15 protein-coding genes are annotated in these 19,116 nt (G+C 71.5%); 10 read left to right on the forward strand and 5 right to left on the reverse strand.

Features of this window, described 5'->3' with window-relative positions; all coding sequences use genetic code 11:
- The first annotated feature begins 227 nt into the window (after positions 1-227).
- From F0L68_RS31300 to F0L68_RS31320, 5 genes are all read left to right on the forward strand, one after another.
- Entirely contained in the window at positions 228-1,463 is a 1,236-nt protein-coding gene (locus tag F0L68_RS31300) for a glutamate-cysteine ligase family protein (protein ID WP_149853462.1), read from the forward strand.
- Positions 1,460-2,818 carry an ergothioneine biosynthesis protein EgtB gene (gene egtB, locus F0L68_RS31305; RefSeq protein ID WP_438672331.1) on the forward strand — a complete coding sequence of 453 codons (1,359 nt, stop codon included), beginning with the start codon at positions 1,460-1,462 and terminating at the stop codon, positions 2,816-2,818. The genes F0L68_RS31300 and egtB overlap by 4 nt, the downstream gene beginning before the upstream one ends.
- A 1-nt stretch (position 2,819) precedes the next feature.
- On the forward strand, positions 2,820-3,620 hold the full coding sequence (gene egtC / locus F0L68_RS31310; RefSeq protein ID WP_149853463.1) for an ergothioneine biosynthesis protein EgtC: 801 nt from the start codon (positions 2,820-2,822) through the stop codon (positions 3,618-3,620).
- Positions 3,620-4,594 (forward strand): L-histidine N(alpha)-methyltransferase, encoded by a 975-nt coding sequence (gene egtD, locus F0L68_RS31315; protein ID WP_149853496.1) that lies wholly within the window; start codon positions 3,620-3,622, stop codon positions 4,592-4,594. The genes egtC and egtD overlap by 1 nt, the downstream gene beginning before the upstream one ends.
- A gap of 123 nt (positions 4,595-4,717) precedes the next feature.
- Positions 4,718-6,343 (forward strand): alpha/beta hydrolase, encoded by a 1,626-nt coding sequence (locus F0L68_RS31320; protein ID WP_223199290.1) that lies wholly within the window; start codon positions 4,718-4,720, stop codon positions 6,341-6,343.
- Between the two features lie 77 nt (positions 6,344-6,420).
- Here F0L68_RS31320 and F0L68_RS31325 read toward each other — a convergent pair whose 3' ends face one another.
- Both F0L68_RS31325 and F0L68_RS31330 read right to left on the reverse strand, forming a co-directional pair.
- On the reverse strand, positions 6,421-7,356 hold the full coding sequence (locus F0L68_RS31325) for an NADP-dependent oxidoreductase (RefSeq protein WP_149853464.1): 936 nt from the start codon (positions 7,354-7,356) through the stop codon (positions 6,421-6,423).
- A 63-nt stretch (positions 7,357-7,419) separates the two neighbouring features.
- The gene (locus F0L68_RS31330) at positions 7,420-7,875 is read right to left on the reverse strand and encodes a winged helix-turn-helix transcriptional regulator (RefSeq protein ID WP_149853465.1); all 456 of its coding nucleotides are present in this window, start codon (positions 7,873-7,875) and stop codon (positions 7,420-7,422) included.
- 131 nt (positions 7,876-8,006) lie between these two features.
- On the opposite strand from F0L68_RS31330, the gene F0L68_RS31335 reads away from it, so the two are divergent.
- Positions 8,007-8,888 carry an aldo/keto reductase family oxidoreductase gene (locus F0L68_RS31335; RefSeq protein ID WP_149853466.1) on the forward strand — a complete coding sequence of 294 codons (882 nt, stop codon included), beginning with the start codon at positions 8,007-8,009 and terminating at the stop codon, positions 8,886-8,888.
- Here F0L68_RS31335 and F0L68_RS31340 read toward each other — a convergent pair whose 3' ends face one another.
- The gene (locus F0L68_RS31340) at positions 8,889-9,656 is read right to left on the reverse strand and encodes a hypothetical protein (protein WP_149853467.1); all 768 of its coding nucleotides are present in this window, start codon (positions 9,654-9,656) and stop codon (positions 8,889-8,891) included. It lies immediately after the preceding gene.
- 96 nt (positions 9,657-9,752) lie between these two features.
- The gene (acnA, locus tag F0L68_RS31345; RefSeq protein WP_149853468.1) at positions 9,753-12,512 is read right to left on the reverse strand and encodes an aconitate hydratase AcnA; all 2,760 of its coding nucleotides are present in this window, start codon (positions 12,510-12,512) and stop codon (positions 9,753-9,755) included.
- Between the two features lie 172 nt (positions 12,513-12,684).
- Here acnA and F0L68_RS31350 point away from each other — a divergent pair, with 172 nt between their 5' ends.
- Positions 12,685-13,506 carry an ATP-binding cassette domain-containing protein gene (locus tag F0L68_RS31350; protein ID WP_149853469.1) on the forward strand — a complete coding sequence of 274 codons (822 nt, stop codon included), beginning with the start codon at positions 12,685-12,687 and terminating at the stop codon, positions 13,504-13,506.
- Positions 13,503-14,153 (forward strand): hypothetical protein, encoded by a 651-nt coding sequence (locus F0L68_RS31355; RefSeq protein ID WP_149853470.1) that lies wholly within the window; start codon positions 13,503-13,505, stop codon positions 14,151-14,153. Before F0L68_RS31350 ends, F0L68_RS31355 begins: the two co-directional genes overlap by 4 nt.
- Before the next feature lie 23 nt (positions 14,154-14,176).
- Here F0L68_RS31355 and F0L68_RS31360 read toward each other — a convergent pair whose 3' ends face one another.
- On the reverse strand, positions 14,177-15,520 hold the full coding sequence (locus tag F0L68_RS31360) for a 6-phospho-beta-glucosidase (RefSeq protein ID WP_149853471.1): 1,344 nt from the start codon (positions 15,518-15,520) through the stop codon (positions 14,177-14,179).
- 67 nt (positions 15,521-15,587) lie between these two features.
- On the opposite strand from F0L68_RS31360, the gene F0L68_RS31365 reads away from it, so the two are divergent.
- Positions 15,588-16,643, forward strand: a complete 1,056-nt coding sequence (locus F0L68_RS31365) for a PfkB family carbohydrate kinase (RefSeq protein ID WP_149853472.1) — start codon at positions 15,588-15,590, stop codon at positions 16,641-16,643.
- Between the two features lie 235 nt (positions 16,644-16,878).
- Positions 16,879-19,029, forward strand: a complete 2,151-nt coding sequence (locus F0L68_RS31370; protein ID WP_223199291.1) for a transglycosylase domain-containing protein — start codon at positions 16,879-16,881, stop codon at positions 19,027-19,029.
- Positions 19,030-19,116: the final 87 nt, after the last annotated feature.

Below are 19,116 nucleotides of genomic sequence, written 5' to 3' on the forward strand. Positions count from 1 at the left end.
AGCCGCTGACGGCCACCACAAGGCAGCCGACACCGAATGGGCCGGCCGGGCGAGTCCCGGTTGGCCCATTCGCCTGTGTGACGCCGGATTCTGGACCCACCGGCGCGTCCCGTCAAGGCTGAAAAACCGTGCCCCGCCTCACCTCGCGGGCGTCACTCCACTGGGGTGCGACTGTCGGTGGGGGCGTGTAGCGTCTTTGGCGGAGATCACAGGGGGTAGTGAAGGTGATGGCAGTGAGTAGCCTATCGGATGCCGAGGTGACACCCTCGGCGCTGCGCGATCGCGCGGAAGCGGAGGCATATGTCGCTTCCGTCTGTTTCAAGCACGGTCCACCGCGACTCCTCGGAGCCGAACTCGAATGGACCGTGCACCACGCGGACGACCCACATCGTCCCCTTGACGCAACCTGCCTCGCCGCCGCGCTCGGGCCCCACGCCCCGCGGACCCTCGTTCCCGACAGCCCCCATCGCCCGCTGCCCAGTGGCACCCCGCTCACGGTGGAGCCCGGCGGCCAGGTCGAGATCTCAACCCCGCCCCGCAGTTCGCTCACCGAGCTGCTGTCCACGGTGGCGGAGGACATCAACCAACTGACCGCACTGCTCCGGCCCGCCGGCCTCGTGCTCGGCGACCGGGGCGCGGACCAGCACCGGCCGCCGCGCCGGCTGCTGCGAGTTCCCCGTTACGCCGCAATGGAGACCGCGTTCGCGCCGCGCGGCTCCGACGGCATCACCATGATGTGCAGCACCGCCGGTCTTCAGGTGTGCGTCGACACTGGCGAGCGGGCCGACCTGCCGCAGCGCTGGGCAGCCGTGCACGCCCTCGGGCCGGTGCTGCTGGCCCTGTTCGCCAACTCGCCAGGGCACGGCGGGCGGCGGCGGGACTGGGCCTCGGCGCGGATGCGGGCCGTGCACGGCACCGATCCGGTGCGGACCAGGCCGGCCGCGGTGACCGCCGATCCGGCCGCGAGCTGGGCCCGCCGCGTCCTGGACACCCCACTGCTCGTCGTGCGGCGGCCCGGCCAGGACTGGAACGCGCCGCGCGGCGTGACGTTCGCGGACTGGCTGGCCGGGGCGTTGCCGACCGCGCCGACCACCGACGACCTCGACTACCACATGAGCACGTTGTTCCCGCCGGTCCGGCCGCGCGGGTACCTGGAGATCCGTTACCTGGACACGCAGGGGCCCGACCGGTGGATGGCTCCGGTCGCGCTGGTGACGGCCCTGCTCGGTTCCTCCGGCCCGGTCGACGAGGTGCTGGCCCGCACCGCGCCGGCCGCCGGCCGGTGGATGAGCGCGGCCAGGTACGGCCTCGCCGACCCCGGGATCGCCCGCGCCGCACGGGACATCGTCGACCTGGGCTGCGGTGCGCTCGACCGCACCGACCTGCCCGCCCCGCTCGTCTCCTCGATCGCCGAGGACCTACACCGCGCACTCGTTGCCACCAGAGGAGATGACCCGCGTTGACCAGCATCGACCACTCCGGCGGGCAGACCCCCGTCGACCACCGCGACCAGGAGACCCTGCGGGCCCACGTGGCCAGGGAACTCGCCAGGTCCAGGCAGCGCAGCACGTTGCTCACCGACGCCGTGGACGAGGACGACCTGGTGCGGCAGCACTCCAGGCTGATGTCCCCGCTCGTCTGGGATTACGCGCACATCGCCAACCAGGAGGAGCTGTGGCTGGTCCGCGACGTCGGCGGGCGCGAGCCGGTGCGCAGCGACATCGACGAGATCTACGACGCGTTCAAGCATCCTCGGTCCAACCGCCCGCAGTTACCGTTGCTGGGTCCGTCGGAGACCCGGCGCTACGTGGGAGAGGTGCGCGACAAGGTCCTCGACGTCCTTGACCGCAGCACGTTCGAGGGCAGCAGGCTGGTGGACAACGCGTTCGCCTTCGGCATGATCGTGCAGCACGAGCAGCAGCACGACGAGACGATGCTGGCCACCCACCAGCTTCGGTCGGGGCCGCCGGTGCTGCACGCGCCCCCGCCGCCGCGCGCCGAGGGCCTTGCGCTGCCGGCCGAGGTGCTGGTGCCGGGCGGCGGGTTCGTGATGGGCACGTCGACCGAGCCGTGGGCGCTGGACAACGAGCGCCCGCACCACGAGGTCTGGGTCGACGCGTTCCTGATCGACACCACGCCCGTGACGTGCGGCGCGTACCTGGAGTTCGTCGGGGCTGGCGGCTACACCGACCCGCGCTGGTGGACCGAGGCCGGCTGGGCGCACCGGCAGGCCGCCGAGCTCGTCGCGCCCGCGTTCTGGGACCGGGTCGGCGGGGTGTGGCTGCGCACCAGATTCGGTGTGGTTGAGCCGATTCCCGAGGACGAGCCGGTCGTGCACGTGTCCTTCCACGAGGCGCAGGCGTACGCCACCTGGGCCGGTCGGCGGTTGCCGACCGAGGCGGAGTGGGAGAAGGCGGCCAGGTTCGACCCGGCGACCGGCCGGTCGCTGCGCTATCCCTGGGGCGACGAGGATCCGACCCCGGAGCGGGCGAACCTCGGGCAGCGGCACCTGCGGCCCGCGCCGGTCGGCGCGTACCCGGCCGGCGCGTCGCCGACCGGGGTGCACCAGCTGATCGGCGACGTGTGGGAGTGGACCAGCAGCGACTTCCACGGCTATCCGGGCTTCACGGCGTTCCCGTACAAGGAGTACTCGGAGGTGTTCTTCGGGGCCGACTACAAGGTGTTGCGCGGCGGCTCCTTCGGCTCGGACCAGGCCGCGGTGCGGGCGACGTTCCGCAACTGGGACTACCCGATCCGCCGGCAGATCTTCGCCGGCTTCCGCTGCGCGCGGGACGTGCGGCCGGGGGAGTTCGACTGACGTGTGCCGCCATCTGGGTTACCTCGGTCCCACCGTGCCGATCTCCGCGCTGCTGCTGGATCCGCCGCACTCGCTGCTGCGCCAGTCGTACGCGCCGAAGGACATGCGGGCCGGCGGGACGGTCAACGTGGACGGCTTCGGGTTCGGCTGGTATCCGGGAAACGACGAGCCGCCGGTGCGGTATCGGCGCGCCACCCCGATCTGGGCGGACGAGAACCTGCCGGCGTTGGCGGCCGCGACGCGGACCGGCGCGCTGCTGGCCGCGGTGCGGTCGGGCACCGGCGGCATGCCGGTGGTCGACACGGCGTGCGCGCCGTTCACCGACGGGCGCTGGCTGTTCAGCCACAACGGAGTGATCCGCGGCTGGCCGGGGTCGGTGCGGGAGCTGGCCGGCGCGTTGCCGGTCGAGGACCTGCTTACGCTGGACGCGCCGACGGACTCCGCGCTGCTGTGGGCGCTGCTGCGGCACCGGTTGCGGGCGGGCGAGGCGCCGGCCGACGCGGTGGCCGCAGTGGTCGCCGCCGTGGCCGAGGCCGCTCCGCAGTCGCGGCTGAACCTGCTGCTGACCGACGGCGCGGTGCTGGTCGGCACGGCGTGGACGCACGCGTTGTCCGTGCTGCGCAAGGAGAACTCGGTGTTGGTGGCCTCCGAGCCGGTGGACTCCGACGAGGGTTGGCTGCCCGTGCCCGACGGCTCGCTCGTGCTCGCCACACCCTCCACAGTGGACTTTCGACAAATCGACGACGGTCGGCGCGGCGCCGACCGCGACCACGCGCCATCGGCGCCAAGGACAGGACGATGATGACCGAACCCGTGGTGGAAGTGCACCTGACCCCGGCCGACGCCACCGCCGCGCTGCGCGCCGACGTGCGAGCCGGCCTGACCGGGCAGCCGAAGTGGTTGCCGCCCAAGTGGTTCTACGACGCCCACGGCAGCGACCTGTTCGAGCGCATCACCCGGCTGCCCGAGTACTACCCGACAAGGGCCGAGCGGTCCGTGCTGGTGGCGCGGGCCGACGAGATCGCGGCGACGACCGGGGCGCACACCCTGGTCGAACTCGGCTCGGGTTCCTCCGAGAAGACGCGGCTGCTGCTGGACGCCCTGCGCCGCGCGGGTTCGCTGCGCCAGTTCGTGCCGCTGGACGTGTCGGCGTCGGCGCTGCGCGACGCGGCGGCGGCGATCATCGCCGACTATCCCGGCCTCACCGTGCACGGCGTGGTCGGCGACTTCACCGAGCACCTGGCGTTGCTGCCCGGCGACCAGCCGAGGATGGTGGCCTTCCTCGGCGGCACGATCGGCAACCTGCTGCCCGACGAGCGCGCCAAGTTCTTCGGCTCGGTGCGCGACGTGCTGGATCCCGGCGAGTGGCTGCTGCTCGGCACCGACCTGGTCAAGGATCCCGACGTGCTGGTGCGCGCCTACGACGACGCGGCCGGGGTGACGGCCGAGTTCAACCTGAACGTGCTGCGAGTGCTCAACCGGGAGCTCGGCGCGGACTTCGACCTGGCCTCGTTCCGGCACGTCGCGCTCTGGAACGCCGAGCACGAGTGGATCGAGATGCGGTTGCGGGCCGAGCGCGCGATGCGGGTCCGCATCCCCGCGCTCGACCTCGAGGTCGAGTTCGCCGAGGGCGAGGAGCTGCGCACCGAGGTGTCGGCGAAGTTCCGCAGGGAGCGGGTCACCGCCGAGCTGGCGGACGCCGGGTTCGAGCTGCGGCACTGGTGGACCGACGAGGAGGGCAGGTTCGCGGTGTCGCTCGCCCGCGCGACCGGGTAGGCGCGCTGCGCCGACTGCCGGAAAAAACCACCGATCTGCGGGTGTTGCGGTGATCTCCGGTGGTGGGAGTTTCGACGCGCTGTCGAAACGCAGGACCCACCACCGGAGGGCGGGAGATTCACCGTGGCGCAACAGTTCGGCGAACATCGGCGAAGAGGCATTCCGTGGCGTGCGGCCGTCGTGTCCGCGACGCTGCTGGTCGGCACCGTGGCGTCGGGGGCGGTCGCGAGCGCGCAGCCGCAGCCGCAGACCGAGGCGGCGGCCCCGCCGGTGACGTGGCAGAAGTGCACGGACCCCGCGGTCGTGGCGTTACCGCCCGACCAGCAGGCCAAGTACAGCTGCGCGACCTACCAGGTGCCGATCGACTACCGGCATCCGGACCGCGGCACCATCGGGCTCGCGCTGCTGCGCAGGGCCGCCGTCGACCAGGCCAACCGGATCGGGTCGCTGTTCCTGAACCCCGGCGGCCCCGGCGGCAGCGGGTACACGCTGCCCGTCGCGGGCGACCGCATCTTCCAGCCCGACGTTGTCAACCGGTTCGACCTGATCGGCTTCGACCCGAGGGGCGTGGCGCGCAGCGCGCCGCTGAAGTGCTTCACCACCGACGAGGACGCCCAGCAGGTGTTCAGCCGGATCACGCCGGTTCCGCTGACCGGGCAGCAGATCCACACCACGCTGGACGCCACCCGCGACTACACCGACGCCTGCGCGAAGAACGCGGGCCCGCTGCTGGCGCACATGTCCACCGAGGACGTGGTGCGCGACCTCGACCTGATGCGGCGGGGCGTCGGCGACAAGGCGCTGAACTACGTCGGGTTCTCCTACGGGACGCTGATCGGCGCGACCTACGCGAACATGTTCCCCGGCAGGTCGCGGGCGATCATCATCGACGGCAACGTCGATCCGGCGCTGCGCACCAGCGACGGCGTGGAGTACGACCGGGAACGCGCGCAGGGCTTCGAGATCTCCCTCGACGCGTTCCTCAAGCGCTGCGACCAGGTCGGCGCGCTCTGCGCGTTCTCCGGCGACGCGCGGGCGAAGTTCGACCAGACCAGGGACCTGCTGCGGCAGGGGCCGATCACGCTGCCGTCCGGGGCGAAGATCGACTTCGGTGCGTACGTCGGCCGGGTCGGCTCCGCGCTGTACTCGCCGCGCCGGTTCCCCGCGTTGGCCGCCTGGCTACAGGACATCTACGCGGCGGCGCACCCCGGTACCCCGGCGCGGGCGGCCGCGCTGGCCGTGTCGGAGCCGGTCGACGTGACGCGCGGCGGCCGCGCGGACATCCTGCCGGCCACCGCCGACACGCCCTACTCCTCCGACGACTCGTACTACGGCGTGAACTGCGTGGACAAGCCGTTCCCCCGGATTCCGCAGCTGTTCCCGCTGCTCGCGAAGTGGTGGGAGCAGGAGTCGCCGACCTTCGGCCGGTCGCAGGCGTTCGACCCGCTGCCGTGCGCGACGTGGCCGGTGCCGCACCCGGACCGCTACAGCGGCCCATGGCACGCCAGGACCCCCATCCCGGTGCTGGTGTTCGGCAACTACTACGACCCGGCGACGCGGTACGACTTCTCGAAGCGGATGGCCGAGGAGCTCGGTTCGGCGCGGCTGGTCACCTCGGATGCATTCGGGCACACCATCCTCGGTGGCAGCCTCTGCGCCGACCAGGCCGCCGCGCGGTACCTGGTCGACCTGACGGTGCCGAAGGCCGGTCTGGTCTGCCAGCCGAACAAGCAGCCGTTCCAGCCGTGAGGTGACGGCATCGCGCGCCGGCCCCCTCGGTCGGCGCGCGATGCCGTTCGGCGGCGAAACGCTGCGGTGAATTGCTGCTAGGGGACGAGGACCAGCCTGCCGCGCAGGCCGCCCCGGCCGAGGCGCTCGTGCGCGAGCGCCACCTCGGCAAGCGGGTGGACGTTGGCGACCCGCAGCGTCACCGCGTCGGCCTCGACGAGCTTGACCAGCTCGGCGAGCTGGGTGCCGTCCGCGCGGGTCCAGACGGCCGACACCCGGACGCCTCGCAGCGGCACCGGCGTGCCGCCGGCCACGACCGAGACGAACGCGCCGCCGCCGCGCACCGCGCTCAGCGCCCGCACCCCGAGCACCGCCGCGTCGATGACGCCGTGGGTGCCGCCAGGCACGAACTCGCGCACGGCGTCGGCGAGGCTCGCGTTGCGCGGCACGAAGAACTCCGCGCCGAGCGACCGCACCAGCGCCTCGTCCCTGGCGCCGGCCACGGCGACGACCCGCAGGCCTCTGGCGACCGCGAGCTGCACGGCGAAGCCGCCGACGGCGCCGGCCGCGCCGGTCACCAGCAGCGTCTGCCCCGGCCCGAGGCCGACGACGTCGAGGGCCTGGCGCGCGGTGAGGCCGTTGAGCGGCAGGGTGGCCGCCTCGGTGGCCGGGGTGCCGCGCGGGGCGAGCGCGACGGCCGATGCGTCGAGCACCACGTACTCGGCGTGCGTGCCGAGCGAGACGTCGAACCGGTCGGACAGGCCGATCACGTTGTCGCCTAACGAGAAACCGGTGGTCTCCTGGCCGAGCGCGTCGATCTCGCCGGCCACGTCCCAGCCGATGCCGAGCACCTCGCGCGGCTCGACCAGGCCGGCCTCGGTGAGGGCGCCCGACCTGGTGGCCAGGTCGACCGGGTTGACCGAGGCGGCGGTCATCCTGATCCGCACCTGGCCGCGGCCGGGCGCCGGCACCGCGACGTTGGCGATCTCCAGGACCTCGGGGCCGCCGAAGGACCGGACGACGACTGCGCGCATGGGCTCATCTCCTTGTGGTGCCTCGCGACGTTGTGCCTCGCGATCCGGTCGCGCCGGCGACGGTCAGGCGGTGCTGGTGTCGTGCGTCGCGCGGTGTGCGAGCACATCGTCCATGTGTGTCTCGGCCCAGGTCTTGAGGCCGCGCATCATGTGGTGCAGGGACAGACCGAGGTCGGTCAGCTCGTAGGTGACCGTGACGGGCACGGTCGGCGTCGCGGTGCGGAGGACCAGACCGTCGCGCTCCAGGGAGCGCAGCGTCTGAGTGAGCATCTTCTGGCTGACGCCGGCCAGCAGGCGGGAGAGCTCCGAGTAGCGCATCGACCGGGGCTCACCGGCGCAGTCGGCGCCGAACTGATGCGAGCCGTCGCTGCCCAGCGCGGCCAGGATCAGCGTGACCCACTTGTCGGAGATCCGGTCGAGCAGTTTGCGGCTGGGACATGCCGCCAGGAAGGCGTCGTACTCCGCCTTGCTCTGCACCCTCTTCTGGGCCCTCTTCTGGGCCGCTGTCATCGTCGCCATCGGCCACTCCTCCAACCCGTGGGTGCCCTACGCACTCCGAAGTGCCTACTTCCTGTCAGGAAGCTGCCTACCCATGATGAAGCAACAAGCCATTGGGCACCACCACCTGGCCCACCACGAAAGGCAGGGGAATGAGCACGCTCTCCACGTCGCTTCCCGGCGGCACCTGGAACCTTGGGGACCTGACCGTCACCCGGTTCGGCTACGGCGCCATGCAGCTCGCCGGCCCCGGGGTGATGGGGCCACCCGCCGACCCCGACGGCGCACTCGCCGTGCTCCGCGAGGCCGTCGACCTCGGCATCACCCACATCGACACCAGCGACGCCTACGGCCCGCGCGTCACCAACCGGCTGATCCGAGAAGCCCTGCACCCGTATCCCGAATCGCTGCGCATCGCGACCAAGGTCGGCGCGAACCGGGACGAGCAGGGCGGCTGGCCCCCGGCCCGACGGCCCGAGGATCTGCGCCGATCCGTCCACGAGAACCTCGAGAGCCTCGGCGTCGAGGTGCTCGACCTGGTCAACCTCCGGCTCGGCAACGCCGAGGGACCGCAACCCGGCTCGCTCGCTGAGCCGTTCGAGGCGCTCGTCGAACTGCGGCAGCAGGGCCTGATCCGGCACCTCGGCGTGAGCAACGCGACGGCGGATCAGGTCGCGCAGGCGCGGGCGATCGCGCCGATCGTGTGCGTGCAGAACATGTACAACCTCGCGTACCGCCAGGACGACGAGCTGATCGACACGCTCGCCGAAGCGGGCATCGCGTACGTGCCCTTCTTCCCGCTCGGCGGTTTCAGCCCGCTACAGTCCTCGGCGCTCTCGTCCGTGGCCGCCCGGTTGGGCACGACGCCGATGTCCGTCGCCCTGGCCTGGCTGCTTCAGCGGTCGGCCAATATTCTGCTGATTCCCGGTACCTCGTCGGCGGCGCACCTGCGCGAGAACGTTGCTGGCGCGGGACTCCAGCTCCGCGACGAGGATCTCGCCGAGCTGGAGTTCGACGCGCGCGAACCCGACTGATCACCGCGCGCCGGCCCAGCGCGGTCGGAGCCAGCGCAGCAGCCCGACCGCGCCGCCGGTGAGCAGCACCACGGCGGGAACCTCGACGCCGGCAGCACGAAGCCACAGCGCCGCCGCCGCGAACAGCAGGGCGGTGACCGCGCACAGCGCGCTGCGCCGCAGCCAGGCCAGCGCCAGCAGGGCGACCGTGAGCAGCAGAGCGGGTCGAAGGTCCACAATGGACATCAGGGCGAACGTCGTGCCGCCGCAGGCGAGACACGCGACGCCCAACCGGGTCGCGAGGGTGCTGCCGGGCGGACGGAGCTGGGTCCAGCCGAGCAGGCAGGCCCCCAACGCGGCCACCGCCCCGGCGACGGACGTGACCAGTGTGCCGCCGTAGGCGTCGCCGGACCGGACTCCGTCCAGGTACGTCAGCACCGGCAGTCCGCCGACCAGACCCGCGAGGCCGAGCGCCGCGAACCCGAGGGGCCTGCGCCGGTTTTCGGCCCGTCGCGCGTACCAGAGCGCCGTGCCGACCAGCAGCACGAGCGCGCCGAGCAGCCAGTACCCCGAGGCCGACGGGCTGCCGGCCGGCCAGCCCGCGAGGATGTGGAACGGGTCGGTCGGCGGGCCGTGCGAGACCGCGACGGCCGCGACGAGGCGGTCGGCCGAGTGCGGGCCGCCCGGCGGCGGCCCCGTCGTGCCGGCCGCGAGCCGCACGCCCAGCACCACCAGGCCCGAGAGCAGCAGCGGCAACCACACGTCGTTGCGATCTGCCCCCGAGTCCATCGCAACGTTCTACCGCACGGGAAAAGCGCGACGGCGCCGGGGCGGAAGTCCACCCCGGCGCCGTCGCGATCGAACAGGCTATGTCTATCTAGCTGCCTAGCTGCGCACCATCTTGCGGAGCACGTACTGCATGATCCCGCCGTTGCGGTAGTAGTCCGCCTCACCGGGAGTGTCGATGCGCACCACCGCGTCGAACTCGACGGTGGAGCCGTCCTCCTTGCGCGCCACCACCTTCACCGTGCGCGGAGTCTCGCCGTCGTTGAGGGCGGTCACCCCGGTGAAGTCGAAGGTCTCGGTGCCGGTCAGGCCGAGCGACGCGGCCGTCTGGCCCGCCGGGTACTGCAACGGCAGCACGCCCATGCCGATGAGGTTCGAGCGGTGGATCCGCTCGAAGGACTCGGCGATGACCGCCCGCACGCCAAGCAGCGAGGTGCCCTTGGCCGCCCAGTCGCGGGACGAACCGGAGCCGTACTCCTTGCCAGCCAACACGACCAGCGGCACGCCGGCCTCGGCGTAGGCCACCGACGCGTCGTAGATGGTGGTCTGCTCGCCGCCCGCGAGGAAGTTGCGGGTGAAGCCGCCCTGCACGTCCTCAAGCAGCAGGTTGCGCAGCCGGATGTTGGCGAAGGTGCCCCGGATCATCACCTCGTGGTTGCCGCGCCGGGAACCGTAGGAGTTGAAGTCCCTGCGCTCGACGCCGTGCTCGGTCAGGTACTTACCGGCGGGCGAGTCCTGCTTGATGGCGCCAGCGGGGGAGATGTGGTCCGTGGTGACCGAGTCGCCGAGCAGCGCGAGCACCCTGGCGTTCGCGATGTCGGTGACCGGCTTGGGCTCCATCTCCATGCCCTCGAAGTACGGGGGCTTGCGCACGTAGGTGGAGTCGTCGGCCCACTCGAACGTCTTGCCGGTCGGCGTCGGCAGCGACTGCCACCGCTCGTCGCCGGCGAACACGTCCGCGTAGTCCTTGGTGAACATCTCCGAGGTGATCGAGGACGCCACGACGTCGGAGATCTCCTGCGGCGACGGCCAGATGTCGGCCAGGTACACGGGCTTGCCGTCCTGGTCGTGGCCGAGCGGCTCGGTGGTGATGTCCTTGTCCATCGACCCGGCGAGCGCGTACGCCACCACGAGCGGCGGGCTGGCCAGGTAGTTCATCTTGATGTCCGGGTTGATCCGGCCCTCGAAGTTCCGGTTGCCCGAGAGCACCGAGACGGCGGCGAGGTCGGCGGACTGGATGCCGGCCGAGATCTCGTCCTGGAGCGGACCCGAGTTGCCGATGCACGTGGTGCAGCCGTAGCCGACCAGGTGGAAGCCGAGCTTCTCCAGGTAGGGCAGCAGGCCGGCCCGCTCGTAGTAGTCCATGACGACCTTGGAGCCGGGTGCCAGCGTGGTCTTCACCCACGGCTTGCGCGACAGCCCGCGCTCGACGGCCTTCTTGGCCAGCAGCGCCGCCCCGAGCATCACCGACGGGTTGGACGTGTTGGTGCACGAGGTGATCGCCGCGATGGCGACCGCGCCGTGGTCCAGCTCGAAGGTGTCGCCGTCGAGGGTCACCGTGGTGGGCTTGCTCGGTCGCCCGTTCGCGCCGGCCGCGGCCGACTGGAAGGCGGGCGCGTCGGAGGCCGGGAAGGACTCCTCGGACGCCTCGTCGACGGCGTCGGTCTCGGTGACGTAGTTGCCAAGCACCGAACGGAACGCGGACTTGGCGTTGGTCAGCTCGATGCGGTCCTGCGGACGCTTCGGGCCGGCGATCGAGGGGACCACCGTCGACAGGTCCAGCTCAAGGGTCTCGGAGTAGGCGGGCTCGACGGCCGCGTCGTGCCAGAGGCCCTGCTCCTTGGCGTAGGCCTCGACCAGCGCGAGCTGCTCGGCGGACCGGCCGGTGAGCTTGAGGTAGTCGATGGTCTCGCCGTCGATCGGGAAGATCGCGCAGGTCGAGCCGAACTCCGGGCTCATGTTGCCGATCGTGGCGCGGTTGGCCAGCGGCACGGCCGAGACGCCGGAGCCGTAGAACTCGACGAACTTGCCGACCACGCCGTGCTTGCGCAGCATCTCGGTGATGGTCAGCACGAGGTCGGTGGCGGTCGCGCCGGGGGGCAGCTCGCCGTGCAGCTTGAAGCCGACCACGCGCGGGATCAGCATGGACACCGGCTGGCCGAGCATGGCGGCCTCGGCCTCGATGCCGCCGACGCCCCAGCCGAGCACGCCGATGCCGTTGACCATGGTGGTGTGGCTGTCGGTGCCCACCAGGGTGTCCGGGTACGCCTGGCCGTTACGGATCATGACCACGCGCGCCAGGTGCTCGATGTTCACCTGGTGCACGATGCCGGTGCCCGGCGGGACGACCTTGAACTCGTCGAACGCCGTCTGGCCCCAGCGCAGGAACTGGTAGCGCTCCTTGTTGCGCTCGTACTCCAGGTCCACGTTCTTCTCGAAGGCGTCCGGCCGGCCGAAGATGTCGGCGATCACCGAGTGGTCGATGACCAGTTCGGCGGGGGCCAGCGGGTTGACCTTCGTCGGGTCGCCACCCAGTTGGGTGACGGCCTCGCGCATGGTGGCGAGGTCGACCACGCAGGGCACGCCGGTGAAGTCCTGCATGACCACCCTGGCGGGGGTGAACTGGATCTCGGTGGCGGGTTCGGCGCTCGGGTCCCAGCCGGCGAGGGCCCGCACGTGGTCGGCGGTGATGTTCGCGCCGTCCTCGGTACGAAGCAGGTTCTCCAGCAGGATCTTCAGGCTGTACGGAAGGCGCTCGGCCCCGTCGACCGCGCTCAGGCGGAACACCTCGTACGAGGCGTCCCCAACCGTGAGCGTGCCGCGGGCGCCGAAGCTGTCCTTGCTCGCAGGTGCAGACACGTCCAACTCCATCTCGCGACGGCGCAAGTCAGTCGGTAAAAGTCAGTTCGGTTTTCACAACTAGGGGCGAGTCTTGCGCACTAGTGGTGAGTGCGCTGACGGTGCCCTCTCCAGGTAAACAGTACGCTTGTCCTGTATACGAGTTCAACCCGGGTCGATCTAGGCTGCGTTCATGATCACCGTCGAACGGGTGAGCAAGCGCTACGGGCGCGGGGCACCGGTGCTGTCCGAGGTGGATCTCACCCTCGAACCAGGGGTCACCGTCATCACGGGTGGCAACGGCTCGGGCAAGTCCACGCTGCTGCGCATCGTCTCCGGCACCACCGCGCCGACCAGCGGCAGGGTGGGCGGGGTCCCCAAGCCCGTCGGCTACGTGCCGGAGCGCTTCCCCGCCGGAATGCGCCTGTCCACCGACGACTACCTGCGGCACATGGCCGCCATCCGGCGGCTGCCGACGGACGTGGCCAGGGCGCGCGCGGCCGAGCTGCTGGCCAGGCTGGCCTTCCACGGCGAGTCGACCGCGCCGATGGCCACGCTGTCCAAGGGCAACACGCAGAAGGTCGCGATCGCCCAGGCGCTGCTGGCCGAGCCCGCGCTGCTGGTCCTCGACGAGCCGTGGTCCGGGCTCGACGACGCGGCGGCCGTGGTGCTCGGCGAACTCCTCGGCGAGGCCGTCGACGGCGGGGCGGTCGCGCTGGTCACCGACCACCTCGGCCACGCGCGGCGGCTGCCCGGCGCGTGCCTGGTGCAGCTGCGCGCCGGCGTCCTGCAACCTGGCGCGGCCCCCAACTCGCTGGTCTCGATCGAACTGGACCGCGCCGCCGACCACCTCGACCTGTTACGCGCCATGCCGGGCGTCGTGCGCGCCACCGCCGCCGGGACGCGGGTCAGCGCCGTGGCGGCGCGCGAGCACAGCGACGGCCTGCTGGCCGAGGCGCTGAGGCTGGGCTGCTCGGTGCGCGGCGTGCGCCTCCAGAGCGGGGCGGCCAGGTGACGGCGTTGGTGCGGTACCTGCTGGCGGACCTCGTCCGGTCCCAGCGCTACCTCCCGGTGGTGATCGCGTTCCTCGCCGTGCTCGGCGTCCTCTACAGCGGCGATCCCGGCGATCCGGTGTCCGCCTACGCCGGTTCCTGCGTGATGGTCTACCCGATCGCGGCCTGGTTCGCCGTCGTGGTGGCCACCGCGGAGGACCCGGTGCAGCGCACGGTCACCGCGGTCACCGCGGGCGGCTGGGGCCGCCTCCAGGTCGGGGTCGCTGGCCTGGCCACGCTCGGCGCCGTCACGCTGTCCGTGCTCGGCGCGGTGGCGCCGGTCCTGATCAGCGGGCACCCCTACGGCCCGGTCGAGGTCGCGATCGGGCTCGGCGCGCACCTGTCCTGCTCGTTCACCGGCACGGCCGTCGGCCTGCTGGTGTCCCGGCCGGTGATCAACAGGATCGGCTGGACGGCCGTCGCCGCCATGGGCATCGTGGTGATCACCTTCCCGCTCAAGCGGATGCCGCCGGTCGGCGCGGTGCTCGGCCTGCTGTCGGACCGGGACGTCGGCCATGCCCTCCCGGTGCTCGCCGGCTCCGGTGCACTGGCGGCCGTCCTGCTCGTGGTGGCCACCGCCGTCTCCCGTTTCGCGGCCCGCCGTTCCTGACAAAGAGGGAGGCGCGCGACGCACTAGGGACGCGTCGCGCGCAGCAGATCGGGAAACGCCGCCAGGTACCCGGCCAGGGCGCGCGTGCCCGCCGCGACCGAGTCCACCAGCGGATGCCCGGCGACCGCCCGCAGGGCCAGCGCGCGGCTGCCGGTCAGGGCCGCCGCGATCGCGTCCCGCTCCGCCGCCTTCACGGCGCCCATCAGCGCTGCGCAGTGCGGGTCGACCGGGGCCGCAGCCACCGGGTGCGCGCCGTTCGCGTCGACCAGGCACGGCACCTCGACCACGGCGTCGGTGTCCAGCCCGGCCAGGCCCTGCCGGTTGCGCACGTTCAGGATCATCCGTGCGCCCCGGTTGCCGACGATGGCGTGCATGAGCCGCAGCGCGACCTCCTCGTAGCCGCCGCCGCTGACGTCGCAGGACTGCCGTTCACCGGTCCCGGTCACGGCCCGCGCCTCGGCCAGGTAGCTGGCCTCCCGTGCCGCCCTGGTCCGCTGCCACGTGGCCAGCGCGGACGACGGCTTCGCCGCCACCGCGCGGTAGAACTCCTCCTGCTGGTCGCGCAGGTACTCACCCCGCGTCGCGGGCTGCGTCCCGATCTGTGCCACGGTCTCCCTGGTGGCGTAGTAGTAGTGCAGGTACTCGTTGGGTACGGCGCCAAGCGCCCGCAGCCACTCCGGCGCGAACAGCCGCCCCTCCTCGAACGACCCGAGCGCCGCGTCGTCGGCCAGCAGCTCGGGCAGCCGGTCGCGGCCGTCGGCGAGCACGGCCCGCAGCCAGCCGAGGTGGTTGAGCCCGACGTAGTCGAACCACGCGCGGTCCGCGTCGAGGCCGAGCGTCGCGGCGACCCGGCGGCACAGGCCGACGGGGGAGTCGCAGATGCCGATCACCCGGTCGCCGAGCACCGAGGACATCGCCTCGGTCACCGCGCCTGCCGGGTTGGTGAAGTTGATCAGCCACGCGTCCGGCGCGCGCCGCGCCACCCGGTGCGCCAGGTCGACGGCGACGGGCACGGTCCGCAGCGTGTAGGCGATCCCGCCGACGCCGACGGTCTCCTGCCCGAGCAGTCCCTCGGCCAGCGCGACCCGCTCGTCCACGGTCCTGCCGGCCAGCCCGCCGACCCTGATCGCGGAGAACACCACGTCCGCGCCGTCCAGCGCGGTGTCCAGATCGGTGCTGACCCGCAGCCTCGGCCGCCACGCCGCGTCCCTGGCCTGCTGGTCGAGGACCGCCTCGATCGCGGCCAGCCGCGCGGTGTCCACGTCGTGCAGCACGAGTTCGTCGACCAACCGGTCGGGGTCGGCCAGCAGGCTCCCGTGCACCAGGGGCACCCGGAATCCGCCTCCGCCAAGCAGCACCAGTTTCACGGAACAAAACCGTACTGCCAGGTGGATCCATCCCGCCGATCTTGGTCGAAGGTGACATCGTTATCCGATGACGAGTGGTCAGGCGGCCGAGCCGGCCGAGGCGGAGATCTTCGACGTGCTGCTGTCCGGCACGGTCTTCCTGGACATCATCTTCACCGGGTTGCCCCATCCGCCGGCCGCGGGCACCGAGGTGTGGGCCGAGGGGCTCGGCTCCTGCCCCGGCGGCATCGCCAACCTCGCCGTCGCGCTGCGCAGGCTGCAACTGCGCACCGCGCTGGCCGCCGCGTTCGGCGAGGACGCCTACGGCGACTTCTGCTGGGACGTGCTGGCCGACCAGGAGGGCGTCGACCTGTCCTACTGCCGCCGGTTCTACGGCTGGCACTCGCCGGTCACCGTCTCGATGGCGATGAACCGGGACCGCAGCATGGTCACGCACGGCCACCGCGCCCCGGTCACCGCGGACGAGCTGCTGGTGTCGCCGCCGCGCACCAGGGCGTGCTTCGTGCACGTGCAGCCCGAGGACGAGCAGTGGGTGTGCACCGCGAAGCAACAGGGCGCGCTGCTGTTCGCCGACATCGGCTGGGACCACACCGGGGTGTGGGAGCCCGCGCTGCTGCGCAGGCTGGCCGGCTTCGACGTGTTCCTGCCCAACGCCGTCGAGGCGATGCACTACAGCAGGACGGACACGCCGGAGGCCGCCGCGAGGGCGCTGGCCGAGCACGTGCCGGTGGTCGTGGTGACCAGGGCGGGCTGCGGCGCGGTCGCCGTCGACTCGGCCACCGGCGAGGTGGTCGACGTGCCCGGCCTGAACATCGCCTCGCTCGACCCGACCGGCGCCGGCGATGTGTTCGGCGCCGGCTTCGTGATGGGCACGCTGGCCGGCTGGCCCCTCGAACACCGCGTGCGCTTCGCGAACCTGTGCGCGGCGCTGTCCGTGCAGCACTTCGGCGGCTCGCTGTCCGCGCCGGGCTGGGGCGACATCGCCGCGTGGTGGCGGACGATGGCCCGCCGGGCCGACGGCGACCTGCGCGGCTACGGCTTCCTCGACGACCTGCTGCCTGGCCACGCCGGCGTGGCGGTGCGCAGGGCGAGCGCCACGATCGGCTTGCGTCGCATGGCGTGATGGTCCGTGATGGCGCACTGTGAACGGTGGTAGTGGGGCGTGTCACGTGCCGGGCTCCGGGGAGGCTTCACCTGGTCGATGCAGGGGGCGGAGTAAGTTCGGGAACGACCTTCGGGGGACCGGATGTCGTTTCCGCTCGGTTCGCGAGCAACCTGACGACGGTCCCGAGCGCCTTATCTGGTGTCGTGCTCGGAGGCAGCGCGCACATCCCTACCTGAAGGAGTTGCGATCCGTGGTGGCCAGGCGGTCAGCGGGGCTGGTCAAGCTCATTGGACTCTGTCTCACGGCGGGCGTGCTAGTCGCCGCCGTGCTGTTTCCCGTCGTCGGGAGCATCGGCCTGGTGTCGAACCGGGCCGCCGACACGGTGGACCAGACGTCCGGCGATCTAGCCAAGGGTGAGTTGCCGCTGGTCACGACCGTTCAGGACAAGGACGGCAACGCGATCGCCTACCTGTTCAACCAGTATCGGATACCGACGCCCTCGGACCAGATCGCCAAGTCCATGAAGGCCGCGATCGTGGCCATCGAGGACCGGCGGTTCTACGAGCACAACGGCGTCGACTGGCAGGGCATCCTGCGCGCGGCGGCCAAGGCGGGCTCCGGCGGGGACACTCAGGGTGCGTCCACGCTCGACCAGCAGTACGTCAAGAACTACCTGGCGTTCGTGCTCGGCAAGGGCGACAAGGACGCCTACGAGAAGGCCACCGAGCAGACCGTGGCCCGCAAGCTCAAGGAAGCCCGCATCGCGCTCCAGCTCGAACAGCGGCTCAGGGCCGAGGGCAAGGACGCCAAGGAGGTGATCCTCACCGACTACCTGAACGTCGTGCCGTACGGCAACCGGACCTTCGGCATCGGCGCGGCGGCCCGCACCTACTTCAACACCACGCCGGACCAGCTCACCGTGCCGCAGGCCGCGCTGCTGGCCGCGGTCGTCAACGCGCCGAGCACGCTCAACCCAGGCACGGCGCCCGACGACGCCCTCAAGCGCCGCAACATCGTGATCGACCGGATGCGCGACACCGGGGCGCTCGGCCCGGACAAGGCCGCGGCGGAGAAGGCCGCGACCGAGTACAAGGCCGCGCCGCTCGGCGTGGTGTCGCCGCTGAACACGGTGTCCAACGGCTGCGTCATCTCCGAGGGCGACGGCCCGGCCAACGGGTTCTTCTGCTCGTACCTGATCGACTATCTCGCCAAGGCTGGCCTGTCCCTCGACCAGCTCAAGACCGGCGGCTACACGATCAAGACCACGCTGGACCAGGCCGCGACGAGGGCGGCCAAGCAGGCGGCCGAGCAGCAGGTGCCCAAGACCACCGACGGCATCGCGAACGTCATGTCGGTCGTGCAACCGGGCCAGGACAGCCACAAGGTGCGCGCGCTGGTGTCCAGCCGGGACTTCGGCAACGACCTCAACGCGGGCCAGACCGCGTATCCGTTGCCCAGCGAGGTCACCAAGTTCGGCGCGGGCTCGATCTACAAGGTCTTCACCGCGGCCGCCGCGATGGAGCGGGGCCTCACCGGGATCGACAAGACGATCAAGACGCCGGGCAACTACTGCTCGACGGTGTTCAAGGACGGCCGCAAGCCCTACTGCGTGAAGAACGCCGGCACCTACGGCGAGGAGATGACCCTCACACAGGCGCTGGCCACCTCGCCCAACACCGGCTTCCTCGGGCTGGAGGACCAGATCGGCAGCGTCGCCCCGGTGGTCGACATGGCCTACAAGCTCGGCATGCGCGAGACGATGCAGGGCGTCAACGACGATGGCGACCCGCTCAAGGCCGACAAGTCCAACGGCCCGTCTCTCGGCGACGCCACCAAGAACGAGAACCGGGGGTCGTTCACCCTCGGCGCCGGCGCGACGAGCGTCCTGGAGCTGGCCAACGTGTCGGCCACGCTGATGAGCGGCGGCAAGTGGTGCCCGCCGACGCCGGTTGAGCAGGTGCTTGACCGCAACGGCCAGCCGGTGCAGCTCAAGGAGCCTGCCTGCGAACAGGTCGTGCCGAAGGAACTCGCCTACAGCCTCGTGCAGGGCATGAGCCAGGACGACAAGGGCACCGGCACCTCGGCAGGCGCGGCCCGCAACAGCAGCTGGGACCGGCCGATCCTCGGCAAGACCGGTACCACCGAGACGAGCAAGTCGACGGCGTTCATGGGGGCCACCCCGCAGTACGCCGGCGCGGTGATGATTCTCAGCGACAGCCCGAACCCGGAGAACATCTGCGGTGGCAACGGCCGTCCGCTGTACCTGTGTGGCAACAGCGCCAACGGGATCGGCGGTATCTACGGTGGCACGGCCGCCGCGCCGACCTGGTTCAACGCCATGAAGGTCATCCACCAGAACCTGCCGGTCGAGCAGCTTCCGCCTGCGGACCCCAAGTACCGCTAGGGACTTCGTGTTGCACGTGCGCCCCGCAGGCCTCGGCCGGCGGGGCGCACGCGTGTCCGTGATGGACTGATAAAACTTTTCTTCCGT

This window comes from Solihabitans fulvus (genome assembly GCF_008386585.1).
In the GTDB taxonomy this organism is placed as follows: Bacteria; Actinomycetota; Actinomycetes; order Mycobacteriales; family Pseudonocardiaceae; genus Solihabitans; species Solihabitans fulvus.